General features: G+C 73.1%; 13 protein-coding genes. 11 read left to right on the top strand and 2 right to left on the bottom strand.

The window, feature by feature from the left end; all coding sequences use genetic code 11:
- Positions 1 to 31 precede the first annotated feature (31 nt).
- From O2W53_RS22720 to cimA, 4 genes are all read left to right on the top strand, one after another.
- Entirely contained in the window at positions 32 to 3352 is a 3321-nt protein-coding gene (locus tag O2W53_RS22720; RefSeq protein WP_269165327.1) for a S8 family peptidase, read from the top strand.
- Between the two features lie 105 nt (positions 3353 to 3457).
- Entirely contained in the window at positions 3458 to 4477 is a 1020-nt protein-coding gene (locus O2W53_RS22715; protein ID WP_269165326.1) for a 3-isopropylmalate dehydrogenase, read from the top strand.
- A 45-nt stretch (positions 4478 to 4522) separates the two neighbouring features.
- Positions 4523 to 5488 (top strand): NAD(P)-dependent alcohol dehydrogenase, encoded by a 966-nt coding sequence (locus O2W53_RS22710; protein ID WP_269165325.1) that lies wholly within the window; start codon positions 4523 to 4525, stop codon positions 5486 to 5488.
- A 199-nt stretch (positions 5489 to 5687) separates the two neighbouring features.
- On the top strand, positions 5688 to 7316 hold the full coding sequence (cimA, locus tag O2W53_RS22705; RefSeq protein WP_269165324.1) for a citramalate synthase: 1629 nt from the start codon (positions 5688 to 5690) through the stop codon (positions 7314 to 7316).
- A 10-nt stretch (positions 7317 to 7326) separates the two neighbouring features.
- On the opposite strand, the gene O2W53_RS22700 is transcribed toward cimA, so the two are convergent.
- Positions 7327 to 8133, bottom strand: a complete 807-nt coding sequence (locus tag O2W53_RS22700) for an IclR family transcriptional regulator domain-containing protein (RefSeq protein ID WP_269165323.1) — start codon at positions 8131 to 8133, stop codon at positions 7327 to 7329.
- A 222-nt stretch (positions 8134 to 8355) separates the two neighbouring features.
- Here O2W53_RS22700 and O2W53_RS22695 point away from each other — a divergent pair, with 222 nt between their 5' ends.
- From O2W53_RS22695 to mdlC, 5 genes are read left to right on the top strand one after another with little or no spacing between them, the layout of a single operon-like run.
- The gene (locus O2W53_RS22695; RefSeq protein WP_269165322.1) at positions 8356 to 9189 is read left to right on the top strand and encodes an ABC transporter permease; all 834 of its coding nucleotides are present in this window, start codon (positions 8356 to 8358) and stop codon (positions 9187 to 9189) included.
- Between the two features lies 1 nt (position 9190).
- On the top strand, positions 9191 to 9979 hold the full coding sequence (locus tag O2W53_RS22690) for an ABC transporter permease (RefSeq protein ID WP_269165321.1): 789 nt from the start codon (positions 9191 to 9193) through the stop codon (positions 9977 to 9979).
- Complete coding sequence (locus O2W53_RS22685; protein WP_269165320.1) at positions 9979 to 10842, top strand: ABC transporter ATP-binding protein; 864 nt, start codon at positions 9979 to 9981, stop codon at positions 10840 to 10842. Before O2W53_RS22690 ends, O2W53_RS22685 begins: the two co-directional genes overlap by 1 nt.
- Before the next feature lie 49 nt (positions 10843 to 10891).
- The gene (locus O2W53_RS22680) at positions 10892 to 11860 is read left to right on the top strand and encodes an ABC transporter substrate-binding protein (RefSeq protein WP_269165319.1); all 969 of its coding nucleotides are present in this window, start codon (positions 10892 to 10894) and stop codon (positions 11858 to 11860) included.
- 2 nt (positions 11861 to 11862) lie between these two features.
- The gene (mdlC, locus tag O2W53_RS22675; protein WP_269165318.1) at positions 11863 to 13494 is read left to right on the top strand and encodes a benzoylformate decarboxylase; all 1632 of its coding nucleotides are present in this window, start codon (positions 11863 to 11865) and stop codon (positions 13492 to 13494) included.
- Positions 13495 to 13498: 4 nt separating this feature from the next.
- Here the strand turns inward: mdlC and O2W53_RS22670 are convergent, their stop codons facing one another.
- A complete protein-coding gene (locus O2W53_RS22670; protein ID WP_269165317.1) occupies positions 13499 to 13897 on the bottom strand; it encodes a VOC family protein in 399 nt (132 codons plus the stop codon).
- 67 nt (positions 13898 to 13964) lie between these two features.
- Here O2W53_RS22670 and O2W53_RS22665 point away from each other — a divergent pair, with 67 nt between their 5' ends.
- Both O2W53_RS22665 and gltX read left to right on the top strand, forming a co-directional pair.
- The gene (locus tag O2W53_RS22665) at positions 13965 to 14774 is read left to right on the top strand and encodes a fumarylacetoacetate hydrolase family protein (protein WP_269165316.1); all 810 of its coding nucleotides are present in this window, start codon (positions 13965 to 13967) and stop codon (positions 14772 to 14774) included.
- Complete coding sequence (gene gltX / locus O2W53_RS22660) at positions 14771 to 16255, top strand: glutamate--tRNA ligase (RefSeq protein ID WP_269165315.1); 1485 nt, start codon at positions 14771 to 14773, stop codon at positions 16253 to 16255. Before O2W53_RS22665 ends, gltX begins: the two co-directional genes overlap by 4 nt.
- Positions 16256 to 16372 lie beyond the last annotated feature (117 nt).

Genomic DNA, 16372 nt, shown 5'->3' with positions numbered 1-16372 from the left:
ACGCGTCGCCGTCCGGACGGGGGTCGTCGCCATGACGGCCGCCCTGGTCACGACGGGGGGCGTCGGCGGTGCGCTGGCCGCGCCCGCCGCCCCGGTGGCCGACCGGGGGCAGGCCGACCTGAGCGCCGGTCAGCTGGACCAGCTCAGGTCCCAGCTGGCCGCCCAGGCGCGGCCGGCGGGCCTGCCGCAGAGCGGTCCGACGTCCTTCTTCCTGGAGATCGACGAGACCGGCACCTCGCAGGTCTACTCCGACGCACTCGACGAGGGGGAGGGGCAGGCGCAGGCCGCCGACGCGGCCCGGGCCGCCAAGCCGGAGGTCGAGGCCGCCGCCGACCAGGTCGTCGCCGACCTGCCGGACTCGGTGGCCGACGCCGAGGTGCTCTACACCGCCTCCACGGTCGTGCCCGGCGTCGCGGTGTCCGCGGACGCCAGCGACTACGAGGCGTTGACCGCGCTGCCCGGGGTCACCGCGGTGCACGCGATCACCCCGAAGGAGATCAGCAACACCGGCGCCGCCGAGGTCGTCCGGGCCGTCGAGGCCTGGCAGGCGCTGGGCAACACCGGCGAGGGCGTCTCCATCGGCATCATCGACACGGGCATCGACTACACCCACGCCGACTTCGGCGGCAGCGGCGACGTCGCGCAGTACGCGGCGCTCCAGGCCGCCGAGGCAGCCCCCGCCCCGGCCGGGGTCTACCCGAACGCCAAGGTGGTCGGCGGGCGCGACTTCGTCGGCGACAGCTACAACGCCGACCCGAGTTCCCCGGACCACCAGCCGGTGGCCATGCCCGACGACAACCCGCTGGACTGCAACGGGCACGGCACCCACGTGGCCGGCACCGCAGCGGGCTACGGCGTGACCGCGGACGGGCAGACCTACGCCGGCGCCTACGACGAGTCCTTCGACCCGGGCGCGCTGCGGATCGGTCCCGGCATGGCGCCGGACGCCTCGCTGTACGCGCTCAAGGTGTTCGGCTGCGACGGCTCGACCGACGTCACCATCCAGGCTCTGGAGTGGGCGATGGACCCCGACGGCGACGGGTCGATCGACGACCACCTCGACGTCGTCAACCTCTCCCTCGGCTCGGACTACGGCCTGGCCGACGACGCCGACGCCATGGTCGCGAACGAGGCGATGGAGCACGGCATGCTCGTCGTCATGTCCGCCGGCAACGCCGGTGACAGCTACGACATCGGCGGCTCGCCGGGCAACGCCCCGCGCGGGATCGGCGTCGCCGCGTCCAACGACGGCTACGGCATCTTCGACGGCTGGCAGGTCGTCTCCGGCGGGGGCCCCAGCGGCATCCGGCCGGGCCTGCGCTCGATCGCCTACAGCGACCGCGACGAGGCGGGGGAGCTCAAGCCGGACGTGACCGGCCCGGTCGTCCTGCCCGAGGCCGGGGACGACCCGACCGGCTGCGCCCCGTGGAGCGGGGACTACACCGGCGAGATCGTCCTCATCGAGGCCGACGGGTTCGCCTGCGGTTCGGTGGCCAAGGGCTCCAACGCCCGGGACCACGGCGCCGTCGGGTTCATGATCATCGGTGACGACGACCTGCTCGAGACCGGGATCACCGGGGTCCCGGAGATCCCGGGCATCCTCATCACCGCGACCGACGGTGCGGCGCTCGCCGCCGCCGTCCAGGCCGGCCCGGTGACGGTCACCTTCGGCCCGAGCCTCAAGGACGCCGCCACCGTCGACGACCCGGCGCAGGTCGACCTGCTCGCGTCGTTCTCCTCGCGCGGCACCCGCCAGGCCGGTGGCCTCAAGCCGGACGTCTCCGCGCCCGGCGTGACGGTGTACTCCGCAGCGGTCGGCACGGGCGACGAGGGCGTCAGCCAGTCCGGCACGTCGATGGCCGCCCCGGTCACCTCCGGGGTCACCGCGCTGATCCGCGCCGCGCACCCGGACTGGACGACGGAGGAGGTCAAGGCCGACCTGATGAACACCGCCGTCCACGACGTGCACACCGCCGAGGGCGTCGTCTACGGCCCGAACCGGCAGGGCGCCGGCCGCATCGACGCCCGGGCGGCCCTGGACAACCAGGTGCTGGCCTACGCCGACGCCGGCTCCGGCGTCGTGTCCGCCTCGTTCGGGGTGATCGAGGCGGTCGACCCGAAGCTGGTGCAGAACAAGCAGATCACCGTCTCCAACAAGAGCGACCGGACCGTCGGCTACAAGCTCCGGTACGAGGCGCTGGTCGACCAGCCCGGTGCCAGCTACCGGGTGGAGCCCTCGGTGGTGCACGTCGCGCCGAACACGAAGACGGTGGTCAACGTCGTCCTGACCGTCAAGCGGGACCAGCTGCGCAAGGTGGCCGACCCGACGATGGTCACCGACGACGGCCGGCAGTTCCTGGGCGAGGCCAGTGGCCGGGTGGTGCTCACCCCGCAGAAGGGCGACGCACCGACGCTCCGGGTACCGGTGCACGCGAACCCGGAGCCGGCGTCGAACCTGATCGCACAGGACCGTCAGGGCGGCACCTCGATCACCCTGGTCGGTCGGGGCGTCAGCAACGGCCCGGCGTTCGAGCCGACGTCCTACACCTCGCTGGCCACCGCCTTCGAGGGCCTGGGCCGCAGCCCGGAGATGCCCCGGTGCGCCGACGCCGCCCTGCCGGACTGCTACAAGTCCGAGCTGGAACGGTCGGTCGACCTGGCGATGGTGGGGGTGGCCTCCGACGTGGCAGCCAGCCCGGCGGACCCGTGGCTGTACTTCGGGGTCACCGCGCACGGCCGGTCCACCTCGCCGGAGACGGCCGTGAACTACGGCGTCTACGTCGACGCGACCGGTGACGGCGCGTGGGACTACCAGGTGACCACCACCCGGATCCCCGACTACGACGTGCCGCTGGTGGTCGTCACCGACCGTCAGTACCAGCTGCTGCCGGCCGAGGACCCCTACATCGGGTTCCTCAACGTGGCCGACGGCACGGTCGACACCAACGTCTACGACTCCGACGTCCAGGTCATGGGCGTGCCGACGTCGGTTCTGCCGCTGGTGCAGGGCCGGATCTCCTTCGGGGTCCAGTCCGCCAGCGCGTACGGCACGGTCGACGGCGTGGGCACGGTGCTGAGCCTGACGGGTGAGGCCGAGCTGGCCTCGGAGCGGATGAGCTTCGACCCGCTCGACCCGGGGCTGTCGTTCACCGTGGACGGCGCACCGGCGGTGCTCGTCCCGGCGATGAACGGCACGACGATCGCGGTCACCCAGAGCGCGTCGTACGCGGCCGACACGTCGGTCGGCGGCTTCAAGGGCGCGATGGTGGTGGTGTCGCACAACGACACCGGCACCGGCCGGGCCCTGACGGTCCCGATCGCGGTGCGGCCGGGGGCGCCCACGGCGCCCTGACCAGCACCGCACCACCCGGACGCCCTCCGCGAGCACCACCTGCGGGGGGCGTCCGGCGTGTGCGGGTGCCAGGCCCGAGCCGGGCGCCCACTAACCTCTGGCCTCATGCGCCTGGCAGTGGTCCCTGGAGACGGCATCGGTCCCGAGGTGGTGGCCGAGGGCCTCAAGGTCCTGGGCGCGGTCGCCCCGGACATCGAGAGCACCTTCTACGACCTGGGGGCGGCCCGCTGGCACCGCAGCGGTGAGCTGCTCCCGGACTCGGTGCTGGAGGAGCTCCGGCAGCACGACGCGATCCTGCTCGGTGCGGTCGGTGACCCCGGGGTGCCCAGCGGCATCCTGGAGCGTGGGCTGCTGCTCAAGCTGCGCTTCGAGCTCGACCACCACGTCAACCTCCGCCCGGCGCGGCTGTTCGACGGCGTGCGCAGCCCGCTGGCCGACCCGGGTGAGATCGACATGCTCTGCGTGCGCGAGGGCACCGAGGGTCCCTACGTCGGCAACGGCGGGGTGCTGCGGCGGGACACGCCGCACGAGGTGGCCACCGAGGTCAGCCTGAACACCGCCTTCGGCGTGGAGCGCGTCGTCCGGTACGCCTTCGAGCGGGCGGTCGCCCGGCCGCGCAAGCACCTCACGCTGATCCACAAGACCAACGTGCTCACCCACGCCGGCTCGCTGTGGTCGCGCACCGTCGAGGAGCTCTCCGCCGAGTTCCCCGAGGTCAGCGTGGCCTACCAGCACGTCGACGCCGCGGCGATGTTCTTCATCACCGACCCGGGCCGCTACGACGTGATCGTCACCGACAACCTCTTCGGCGACATCGTCACCGACGTCGCCGCCGCGGTCACCGGCGGGATCGGGCTGGCCGCCAGCGGCAACCTCGACGTGTCGGGCACCAACCCGAGCATGTTCGAGCCGGTGCACGGCTCCGCGCCGGACATCGCCGGGCAGGGCATCGCCGACCCGACGGCCACCGTGCTCTCGGTCGGGCTGCTGCTGGAGCACCTGGGCCGGCCCGAGCTGGCCAAGAAGGTCAACGCCGCCGTCTCCTTCGACCTCTCCACCCGCGACCCGAAGGGGACGATCCGCACCACCGAGGTCGGCGACCGGCTGGCCGCCCTCGCCGGCTGAGCGGGGAGCTACCGGCCGGGTCGCCCCGGCGCTAGCGTCACCGCCGTGCTGGCTGCGGTGCGGGAACGCTACGGTCCGCCGGACGTCGTCCGGGTCACCGAGGTGCCGATGCCGGTCGCCGGCCCGGGCGAGCTGCTGGTCCGGGTGCGCTGCACCACGGTCAACCGCACCGACTGCGCGTACCGGGCGGGCACGCCCCTGCTCACCCGGCTGCTCACCGGGGTGCGCCGGCCCCGCGCGACCGTCCTGGGCACCGAGTTCGCCGGCGTGGTGGCGGCGGTCGGTGCCGGGGTGGGTGACCTCGCGGTCGGTGACCGGGTGTTCGGCTACGTCGAGGGCCGGTTCGGTGCGCATGCGCAGTTCCTCACCGTCCCCGCCGACGGCTTCCTGGCGCGGGTGCCCGACGACGTCCCCGACGACGTCGCGGCGGCCGCCACCGAGGGCGCCCACTACGCGGTGGCGGTCCTCCGGCGGGCGCGGATCAGGGCGGGTGAGGACGTCCTCGTCCACGGCGCCACCGGGGCGATCGGCTCGGCGGTGGTCCAGCTGCTGCGCGACCTCGGTGCACACGTCACCGCCGTCTGCGACGGGGCCCGGGCCGACCTGGTGCGCAGCCTGGGCGCCGAACGGGTCATCGACCGCACGACCGAGGACTTCCGGGCCGACCCGCACCGCTACGACGTCGTCGTGGACGCGGTCGGGAAGAGCTCGTTCCGCCAGTGCCGTCGGCTCCTGCGCCCCCGCGGCCGCTACGTGTCCACCGACCTGGGGCGGCTGGCGCAGAACCCGGTGCTGGCCGCGGTCACGCCGTTGCTGCGCCGGCGCCGGGTCGTCTTCCCCGTCCCGGTACAGGACCCGGCCATGCCCACCGACCTGCGGGACCTCCTGGCCTCGGGTGCCTTCCGGCCCGTCCTCGACGACCGGCGCTGGCCCCTCGCGCAGATCGTCGAGGCCCACCGGTACGTCGAGTGCGGACAGAAGACCGGCAGCGTGGTGATCGACGTCGGGTGACCCGGTGTCCGCCGTCCCAGGAGGTGGAACGCCGGTTCCACTCCGGGGACCCGGCGTGCTGTACTGGTGGTGATGGACGCCACCCGCACGATCATCATCAGCTAGCGCGCAGTCACCTCCCCGGACTGCGCGCAACCTCCCGTACCCCGGGAGGTTTTTTCGTGTCTGGGCCCCGTACCGAGCCGACCCGGGAGACACCGTGGCCAAGCCCCCCGCCACTGACACCACCTCGTTCCACGTCGTCGACACCGACTCGTTCCACGTCTTCGACACGACGCTGCGCGACGGCGCCCAGCGCGAGGGCGTGAGCTACTCCGTCGCCGACAAGCTCGCCGTCGCCCGGCTGCTCGACGAGATCGGGGTCGGCTTCATCGAGGGCGGCTGGCCGGGGGCGATGCCCAAGGACACCGAGTTCTTCGCCCGGGCGCGCACCGAGCTGGACCTCCGGCACGCGCAGCTGGTGGCCTTCGGCGCCACCCGCAAGGTCGGCGTCCGGGTCGAGGACGACCCGCAGGTGCGCGCGCTGCTGGACGCGCAGACCCCGGTGGTGTGCCTGGTGGCCAAGTCCGACGTGCGGCACGTGCGGGAGGCGCTGCGCACCACGCCCGAGGAGAACCTCGCGATGGTCGCCGACACCGTCGCCTTCCTGGTCTCCCACGGACGGCGGGTCTTCCTCGACTGCGAGCACTTCTTCGACGGGTACGCCGCCGACCCCGACCACGGCGTCGCGGTGCTGGAGGCCGCCTTCGCCGCCGGCGCCGAGGTGGGCGTGCTCTGTGACACCAACGGCGGGATGCTGCCGATGGGCGTGGGCCGGGTGGTGGCCGACGTCCGCGCGCGCACCACCGGGAAGCTCGGCATCCACTGCCAGGACGACACCGGCTGCGCGGTCGCCAACACCCTGGCCGCCGTCGAGGCCGGGGTGACCCACGTGCAGGGCACCGCCAACGGCTACGGCGAGCGGGCCGGCAACGCCGACACGTTCGCGCTGATCGGCAACCTGGTGACCAAGATGGGGCTGCCCGTGGTGCCGGACGGGTGCCTGCCCGAGCTCAAGCGGGTCAGCCACGCCATCGCGGAGCTGGCCAACATCGCCCCCGACGACCACCAGCCGTTCGTCGGTGCCTCGGCGTTCGCGCACAAGGCCGGCCTGCACGCCAGCGCGATCAAGGTGAGCCCGGAGCTCTACAACCACCTGGACCCCGCCGTCGTCGGCAACGACATGCGCATCCTGGTCACCGAGATGGCCGGCCGGGCGTCCATCGAGCTGAAGGGGCGGGAGCTGGGGGTCGACCTGGCCGGGCAGGCCGACGCCATCGGCCGGGTGGTCGACCAGGTCAAGGTGCTGGAGGCCGACGGCTGGTCCTTCGAGGCCGCGGACGCCTCGTTCGAGCTGTTGCTGCGCGCGCAGCTGCCCGGTGCCCCCGCGCCGCTGTTCGAGCTGGAGAGCTACCGCACCTCGGTGGAGCACTGGGGGAACGGGGTGGTGGTCAGCGAGGCCACGGTCAAGGTGCACGTGCCGAACGACGACGGGACGACGGAGCGGGTGATCAGCACCGGCGAGGGCAACGGCCCGGTCAACGCCCTGGACAACGCGCTGCGCCAGGCTCTGGTCAGCCGGTACCCGCACCTGGCCGACGTCTCGCTGGCCGACTACAAGGTGCGCATCCTGGGGTGGAACGGCGGCACCAGCGCCACCACCCGGGTGCTCGTCGACAGCAGCGACGGAGTGGGGGAGTGGACCACCGTCGGGGTGCACGACAACATCGTCGAGGCCTCCTGGCACGCCCTGGTCGACGCCTTCACCTACGCGGTGCGGCGCCGCTGACCCCGCCCGGTCAGCCGGGGCTGCGGCGCAGGTCCAGCTCGATCTCCCGGGCCGCCGCCCGGAGCGGGGGCAGCAGCTCGTCGCGGACCGCCTCGGGGGTGCTGTGCCGGGCGGAGGCGGAGATGTTCATGGCGGCGAGCACGGCGCCGTCGCCGTCCCGCACGGGCACGGCGATCGACCGCAGCCCCTCCTCGAGCTCCTGGTCGACCAGTGCCCAGTCCTGGGCGAGGGTCTCGTCGAGGGCCCGGCGGAGCCGGTCGGGGTCGGTGACGGTGAACGGGGTCAGCGCCGCCAGCTGCGCGGTCTGCAGGTAGCGCTCGCGCTCGGGCTCCGGCCGGGACGCCAGCAGCACCCGGCCCATGGAGGTCGCGTGCGCCGGGAACCGGGTGCCGAGGTTGATGGCGACGGTCATGATCCGCTTGGTCGGCACCCGGGCGACGTAGACGATCTCCTCGCCGTCCAGCACCGACAGCGAGCACGACTCGTGCACGTCGGCGGCCAGCTGCTCCATGTGCGGGCGGGCGACCTCGGGCAGGGACAGCCCGGAGAGGTAGGCGTAGCCCAGCTCCAGCACCCGCGGGCGCAGCGCGAACAGCCGGCCGTCGAAGCGGACGTACCCGAGCTCGACCAGGGTGAGCAGGAACCGGCGGGCCGCTGCGCGGGTGAGGCCGGTCTGCCGGGCGACCTCGCTGAGGGTCAGCTGGGTGTGCTCGGCGTCGAAGGCCCGGATGACGGCGAGACCACGCTCCAGTGACTGGACGAAGGCGGCCGGTCGCTCGCTGCCGCCCTCGTCGTCGGGGGGTGCCGTCGCGTCCATCGAACTCCTCCCGGGCGGCTGCCTCGGCGCCCGATCACGGCTCCATCACGGGCGTTGACGTGACTGGCCTCACGACCTACGTTCTCCACCTGAACGCTTGTTCGTATGCCGCACACCGTAGTGGAACCGACGTGGTCGTCCACCCCATCGGCTGACAGGTTCGACCACCGCCCTCACCGTGGAGGACAGGCACCTGATGCACCTGCTCACCCGGGCGGCGCCATGAGCACGACGGAGGTGCGCCCCGCCCGCGCGGGCGCCGAGCCCGCCCGACGGCGCCGTCCCGAGCTCCCGTCGTCCGTCCTCGGCCTGCTCGGGCTGGTCGCCTTCGCCGCGCTGCTCGAGCTGCTGCCCCGCACCGGCATCGTGTCGGCCGACTACTTCCCGCCGTTCAGCGAGATGGTCCGGGCGCTGGTGGAGGCAGCCGGCACCGACCGCTTCTGGGCCGCGACCGCGGAGACGGTCCAGGCGTGGGGGATCGGGCTCGGGATCGCACTGGTGGCCGGCATCGGCCTGGGCCTGCTGATCGGCAGCGTCGAGGTGCTGCGCCGGTTCACCGCCTCGACGATCGAGTTCCTGCGGCCGGTGCCGTCGGTGGCGCTGATCCCGCTGGCGGTGCTGCTCCTGGGCCTGGGGCTGCAGTCGACGCTGCTGCTGGTGGTCTACGCCTCGTTCTGGCAGATCCTGATCCAGGTCATCTACGGGGTACAGGACGTCGACCCGGTGGCCCGGGAGACGGCGCGGTCCTACCACCTGGGCCGCTGGGCCCGGGTCCGGTACCTGATCTGGCCGACGGCGCTGCCCTACGTGATGACCGGCGTGCGGCTGGGTGCGGCCGTCGCGCTGATCCTGGCCGTGACGGCCGGCCTGGTCGGCATCGGCACCGGGCTGGGCGCGGAGATCGCGCTCGCCCAGTCGTCGAACGCCGTCCCGCTGGTGTACGGCCTGGTGATCTTCACCGGGTTGCTCGGCGTGGTGGTCAACCTGGCGGCACGGGTGCTGGAGCGCCGGACGCTGGCGTGGCACTCGTCGGTGCGCGCGGACGTGGGGGGCTGACATGAACCCGGTGCTGCGCTGGGGCAGGACGGTGGGCTACGCGCTCACCCTGCCCGTCGTCCTGGTCACGCTGTGGTGGGTGTGGTCGGCGGACAGCACCAACTACTACGCACCGCCGCTGCAGACGATCCTGACGACCTTCGGTGACGTCTGGTTCTCCGAGCGCCTGCGCGCCGACGTCCTGCCCAGCGTCACCCGGCTGCTGATCGGCTACACCGGTGCGGTCGTCCTCGGGGTCGGGCTGGGCGTGCTGCTGGGCGCCAACCGCACGCTGCGCCGGGTCACCGAGCCGGTGCTGGAGTTCTTCCGCGCCATCCCGCCACCGGCGCTGATCCCGATCCTGTTCCTGTTCGCCGGGATCGGGGACACCGCGAAGGTGATCGTGATCATCTCCGGCGCGGTCTGGCCGGTGCTGCTGAACACCGTCGAGGGCGTGCGCGCGGTCGACGAGGTCCTGTCCGACACCTCCCGGTCCTACGGCGTCACCGGCCTGGCCCGGCTCCGCCACCTGGTGCTGCCGGCCGCCAGCCCGCAGATCGTCGCCGGCATGCGCCAGGCGCTGTCGATCTCGATCATCCTCATGGTCATCAGCGAGATGTTCGCCTCCACCAACGGGCTGGGCTTCAGCGTCATCCAGTTCCAGCGCAGCTTCGCCATCCCCGAGATGTGGAGCGGCATCCTGCTGCTCGGCCTGCTCGGGTTCGTCCTGTCCCTGCTCTTCCAGCTCTTCGAACGGCGCACCCTGCGCTGGTACCACGGCCTGCGCCGATCTCAGCGAGGAGAGAACTGATGACCCAGCCGCTGCTCGACGTCGCCGGCGTGCAGAAGACCTACACCGGCTCCGGCCGCACCGTCGAGGCCGTCCGCGACCTGACCTTCTCCGTCGGGGACGGTGAGCTGGTCTGCATCGTGGGCCCCTCGGGTGCGGGGAAGACGACGCTGCTCAAGTGCATCGCCGGGCTGCTGGAGCCCACCGCCGGCACGGTCACCCTCGCCGGCTCGCGGGTCGACGGGCCGCCGGAGGCGATGGCGGTGGTCTTCCAGGAGTACGGCCGCAGCCTGTACCCGTGGCTGACGGTGGAGGGCAACGTCGAGCTGCCGCTGAAGCAGAAGAAGCTGGACAAGGCCCGCCGGCGGGAGCTGGTGCGCGACGCGCTGGAGGCCGTGGGCCTGGCCGACGTGCACAGCGCCTACCCGTGGCAGCTGTCCGGCGGCATGCAGCAGCGGGTGGCGATCGCCCGGGCGGTGGCGTACGAGCCCAAGGTCCTGCTGATGGACGAGCCGTTCGCCGCCGTCGACGCCCAGACCCGCGCCGACCTGGAGGACCTGATCCGGTCGCTGTGGCACAAGCTGGGGGTGACCATCCTCTTCGTCACCCACGACATCGACGAGTCGGTCTACCTGGGGCAGCGGGTGCTGGTCCTGTCCTCCTCGCCCACCGTGATCATGGAGGACCTCGCCATCGACCTGCCCGACGAGCGCAACCAGCTGGAGACCCGTTCCTCCCCGCGGTTCGCCGAGCTGCGCGGCCACGTCTACGAGCAGATCCAGCTGGCCAAGCACCGCAAGGGCGACCAGCACCAGCGCGACGAGGTCGCCACCGGCAGCCACCGGGCCGGGGAGCCCACCGTGGCCGCGGACCCCGGTCACTAGCCCAGGCTCCACCCCCTCTCCACCTCGCACGCCCGGCAAAGGAGCCACCATGCGTCGCCTGCTCGCCCCGATCACCGCTCTCGCGTTGCTGACCACCGCCACCGCCTGCGGCGGCTCGTCCGACGAGCCGGCCACCGACACCGAGGGCGGGCTGGCCCAGGTCGCCGTCGGGATCATCCCGATCATCGACGTCGCCCCCATCTACCTCGGACAGGAGCAGGGCTTCTTCGAGGAGCGGGGCATCGAGCTGGAACTGGTGCCCGGGTCCGGCGGCGCCGCCGCCGTGCCCGGTGTGGTCGCCGGGGACTTCGACTTCGCCTTCGGCAACGTGACCTCGCTGCTGCTGGCCCAGACGCAGGGGCTGCCGCTGCAGGTCGTCTCCAACGGGACCGCCTCCACCGGTGACCCCGAGACCGACTTCTCCGCCGTCGTCGTGCCCGCGGACAGCCCGGTGCAGACCGCCGCCGACCTGGCCGGCAAGACCGTGGCGGTGAACAACTTCAAGAACATCGGCGAGGTCACGATCCGCAAGGCGGTCGAGGACGCCGGCGGCGACTCCTCGACGGTCAACTTCGTCGAGCTGCCCTTCCCGGACATGCCGGCCGCGGTGGCCAACGGCAACGTGGACGCCGCCTGGGTGGTCGAGCCGTTCGTCACCGTCGCCACCGGCCAGGGCGCCCGGGCCGTGGTGCGCAACTTCGCCGAGCCGGTGGAGGACCTCACCGTGGCGACCTACTTCACCACCGAGCAGATGCTCGCCGAGAACCCCGACCTGGTCGACGACTTCCAGGCCGCGATGAACGAGTCGCTGCAGTACGCCCAGGACAACCCGGACGAGCTGCGCCGGATCATCACCACCTACACCAGCATCTCCCCGGAGGTCGCCGGGCAGATCGCCCTCCCGTCCTTCCCGGAGGAGATCAACGTGGAGTCGATGGAGACGGTCGCCGAGCTGATGGCCGAGTACGGGATCACCGAGGAGACCGCCGACGTCGACGCGCTCCTCGCGACCGACTGACCGTGCCCGACCCCACCAGCACCCCGGTGACGCCGACGGTCCGGGACGTCACGTTCGACGTGCTGCGCCGGCTGGGCCTGACCACGATGTTCGCCAACCCGGGCTCGACCGAGGTGCCCTTCCTCGCCGGGCTGCCCGACGACATCGAGTTCGTGCTCGCGCTGCACGAGGGGTCGGTGGTGGGCATCGCCACCGGCTGGGCCATCGCCCACGACCGGCCCGCACTGGTCAACCTGCACACCACCGCGGGCCTGGGCAACGCCGTCGGCGCGCTGGCCACCGCCCGGGTCAACCGGGCACCCCTGGTGGTCGTGGTCGGCCAGCAGGACCGGCGGCACCTCGCCCTGGAGCCCTTCCTGGCCGGCCGGCTCGCCGGCCTGGCCGGCGACTACCCGGTCTGGGTCGACCAACCCGTCCGGGCCCAGGACGTCCCGGGGGCGATCGCCCGGGCCCACCACGAGGCGGTCACCGGCCGCGGCCCGGCGATCGTGGTCGTCCCGATGGACGACTGGGCGCAGCCGATGTCCGACGCCGGACCACTGGCCGCTGCGACCGTGGTGCGGCGGCCGGTCGGGGTCGACGAGGCGACGGTCGCCGAGGTCGCCGAGCTGCTCGACGGCGCGCGGTCCCCGGCGCTGGTGGTCGGGGCCGGGGCGGACACCGCCGTCACCCGGGCCGCGCTGGTGCAGCTGGCCGAACGGCTGGCCGCCCCGGTGCGCCAGGAGGCCTTCGGCGCCCGGGCCGGCTTCCCCCAGGACCACCCGCAGTACCAAGGGCTCCTGCCCGCCGGCCGGGAGCGGCTGCGCGGGGTGCTGGCCGGCCACGACCTCGTGCTGGTGGTCGGCGGCCCGGCCTTCCGGCAGTACCCCTACCAGCCCGGGCCCTTCGTCGATCCCGGCGCCCGGATCGTGCAGGTCAGTCAGGACCCGGCCGAGGTGCACCGGAGCCCCGCCGACCTGGCCGTGCTCACCGACCCGGGCGTCTTCTGCACCGCACTCGCCGAGCGGGTGACCGACCGCGGGCTGCCGCCCGGCCCACCGCGGACGCCGGTCACCGTGCCGCCGCCGGCACCCGGGGAGCCGCTGCGGGCGCCGCACGTCTACGCCCAGCTCGCCCGGCGCCTGGACCCGGACACCGTGGTGGTGGAGGAGTCGCCGTCCACCCGCCAGGTGCTGGAGGAGATGGTCCCCTCGCGGCAGCCACTGGGGTACCTGGGCGTGGCCATGGGCGGCCTCGGCTTCGGGATGCCGGCCGCCATCGGCGTCCGGATGGCCCGCCCCGACCGGCCGGTGGTCGCGGTGCTCGGCGACGGCTCGTCGATGTACGCCGTCCAGTCGCTGTGGACGGCGGCCCGCTACGGCGTCGGCGTCCTGTTCGTCGTCTTCGCCAACGGCGGCTACGCGATCATGGACAAGCTGGTCGAGCGGCAGGGGGCCGGCAAGGCGCCGTGGCCGAGCTTCCCGGAGGTACGGCTCTCCGCCCTGGCCACCGCGCTGGGCTGCCCGGCCCGGCGGATCAGCAGCCACGAGGAGCTGCTGGAGGTGCTGGACGACGTGCTGCCCCGGCTGCGGGACCTCGACGCCCCGCTGCTGCTGGACGTCGAGGTGGCCCCGGAAGCCGAGTTCAACCCCTGAGCGGTCAACCCCTGAGCGGCGCCACCGTGCTGGCCAGCAGGCAGAACTCGTTGCCCTCCGGGTCGGCCAGCACGTGCCAGGTCATCTCCTCGGTGAGCGGGCCCTGGCCGACGTCCACCGGGGTGGCGCCGAGGGCGAGCAGCCGGTCCAGTTCCTCGGCCTGCGACCGGTCGGTGGCGTTGAGGTCCAGGTGCAGCCGGCGCTTGCCCGGTGTCGGGTCGGGCACCGGGACGAAGTCCAGCACGGGCTGTGGGCCCTTGGGCTCCTGCCCCGGTGGGCCGATCGTCACCACGCCGTCATCGTCGGTGTCCTGCACCTCGTAGCCGAGCACCTCTGCCCACCACTGGGCGAGCGCGGAAGGGTCGGTGGAGTCGACGGCGACTGCGGTGATCCGGGCGGCCATGGCTCACGGTAGCGACCTGGGGGCGCCGCACGGTGGCCGGACATGGGGCCCCGACTAGCCTGAGGACGTGCGCATCGTCCGCTTCGCCCACCCAGCCGGCATGTCCTTCGGGGTCCTCGACGGGGACGGCCAGGTCGCCCAGATCGAAGGCCACCCGTTCGGTCAGATCTCCTTCAGCGGTCAGCGGTACGCCGCGGCCGACGTCCGGCTGCTCTCGCCGATCCTCCCGAGCAAGGTGGTCGGCATCGGCAAGAACTACGCCGACCACGTGCAGGAGATGGCGACCGGGGACGCCCCGAAGGAGCCGCTGGTCTTCCTCAAGCCCTCCACCACGGTGATCGGCCCGGGCGACGCGATCCGCATCCCGGCCGGCAGCACCAACGTGCACCACGAGGTCGAGCTCGCCGTCGTCATCGGGGCGCGCGGCGCCCGTCAGGTGAGCCCGGAGCAGGCGCTGTCCAGCGTCTTCGGCTACACGATCGGCAACGACGTGACCGAGCGGGACATGCAGCGCAACGACGGGCAGTGGACCCGGGCGAAGGGCTTCGACTCCTTCTGCCCGCTGGGCCCGTGGATCGAGACCGACCTGGCCGGCCTCGGCAAGGACCCCGCGGACCTGGAGATCACCTGCAGCGTGGACGGCGAGCTGCGCCAGTCCGGGCGGACCAGCCAGCTGCTGTTCGGTGTGCCGACCCTGATCTCGCACATCTCCCAGGTGATGACCCTGCTGCCCGGTGACGTGGTGCTGACCGGCACCCCGGCCGGTGTCGGCCCGATCGCGCCGGGGCAGCGGGTGGAGTGCACGATCGAGGGCCTGGGCACGCTGACCAGCTCCGTCGCCGGCGCCGACCCGACCTCCACGGCCGGCGTCCGATGACCGCCCCGGCCGGCCCGGTGCGCACCCGCTTCTGCCCGTCGCCGACCGGCACCGTGCACGTCGGCGTGATGCGGGCGGCGCTCTACAACTGGGCCTACGCCCGGCACACCGGTGGTCAGTTCGTGGTCCGGATCGAGGACACCGACCCCGCCCGCAACACACTGGAGTCCGAGCGGCACCTGCTGGACTGCCTGCGGTGGCTGGGGCTGAACTGGGACGAGGGTCCCGAGATCGGCGGTCCGCACGGCCCCTACCGGCAGTCCGAGCGCAGCGACGTCTACCGCGACGTCGTCGCCCGGCTGCTCGAGTCCGGGCACGCCTACGAGTCGTTCTCCACGCCGGAGGAGGTCAACGCCCGGCGGGCCGCGGCCGGCCAGGACCCCAAGCTCGGGTACGACAACGCCGACCGGACGACGACCGATGCGCAGCGGGCCGCCTTCCTCGCGGAGGGCCGGGAGGCCGTCGTCCGGCTGCGGATGCCCGACGCCGACCTGACCTGGCACGACCACGTGCGCGGCGAGGTCCGGTTCGCCGCCGCTGCGGTTCCCGACTTCGTGCTGGTCCGGGGCAACGGCACCCCGCTGTACACGCTGGTGAACCCGGTCGACGACGCCCTGATGGGGATCACCGATGTCCTGCGTGGGGAGGACCTGCTGTCCTCCACCCCCCGCCAGCTCGCCCTCTACGCGGCCCTCACCGACATCGGCGTCGCCAGCGGGACGCCTCGCTTCGGGCACCTGCCCCTGGTGATGGGGGAGGGGAACAAGAAGCTGTCCAAGCGGGACCCGCAGTCGAACTTCGACGTCTACCGCGATCGTGGCTTCCTGCCCGAGGGCCTGGTCAACTACCTGGCGCTGCTGGGCTGGTCGATCGCCGAGGACCGGGACGTCTTCTCGCCCGAGGAGATGGCTGCTGCCTTCGACGTCGACAGCGTCAACGCCAACGCGGCCCGCTTCGACCTGAAGAAGGCCGAGGCGATCAACGCCACGCACCTGCGGGCGCTGCCCGTGGACGAGTTCATCTCCCGGGTCGCCCCGTACCTGGCCGGCGCCGGGCTGGTCGCCGATCCACCCACCGCCGAGCAGGCTGCCACGCTCCAGGCCATCGCACCGCTGGCCCAGGAGCGGATGATCGTGCTGTCCGACGCGGTCGGGCTGCTCGGCTTCCTGTTCACCGAGGACGTCGAGATCGACCCGGCGGCCGCGGACAAGCAGCTGGGCGCCGGTGCCGGTGAGGTGCTGGACGCCGCGTCGGCGGCGCTGGAGGCGCTGCCGGAGTGGACGACCCCGGCGATCGAGACGGCGCTCAAGGAGGCCCTGGTCGAGGGGCTGGGCCGCAAGCCGCGGCAGGCCTTCGGGCCGGTCCGGGTGGCGGTCAGCGGCCGGACGGTCTCCCCACCGCTGTACGAGTCGATGGAGCTGCTGGGCCGCGAGCTCACCCTGGCCCGGCTCGACGCTGCCCGCGGGATCGCGACCGGATGACCGGCGGGGGCTGGAGCGCCTGGGGGCAGGGTGAGCCGCCGTACGCCGGCCCGCCGCCGACCGGCCGGTACGGCGCCCCGCCCCGGGTCCCGCTCGGCCCGCCGCCGGGCGGTCCCG

Source organism: Modestobacter sp. VKM Ac-2978, assembly GCF_026968025.1.
Taxonomy (GTDB): domain Bacteria; phylum Actinomycetota; class Actinomycetes; order Mycobacteriales; family Geodermatophilaceae; genus Modestobacter.
Note: the sequence above shows the minus strand (reverse complement) of the source record. Positions and strands in the feature narration are given on the sequence as shown.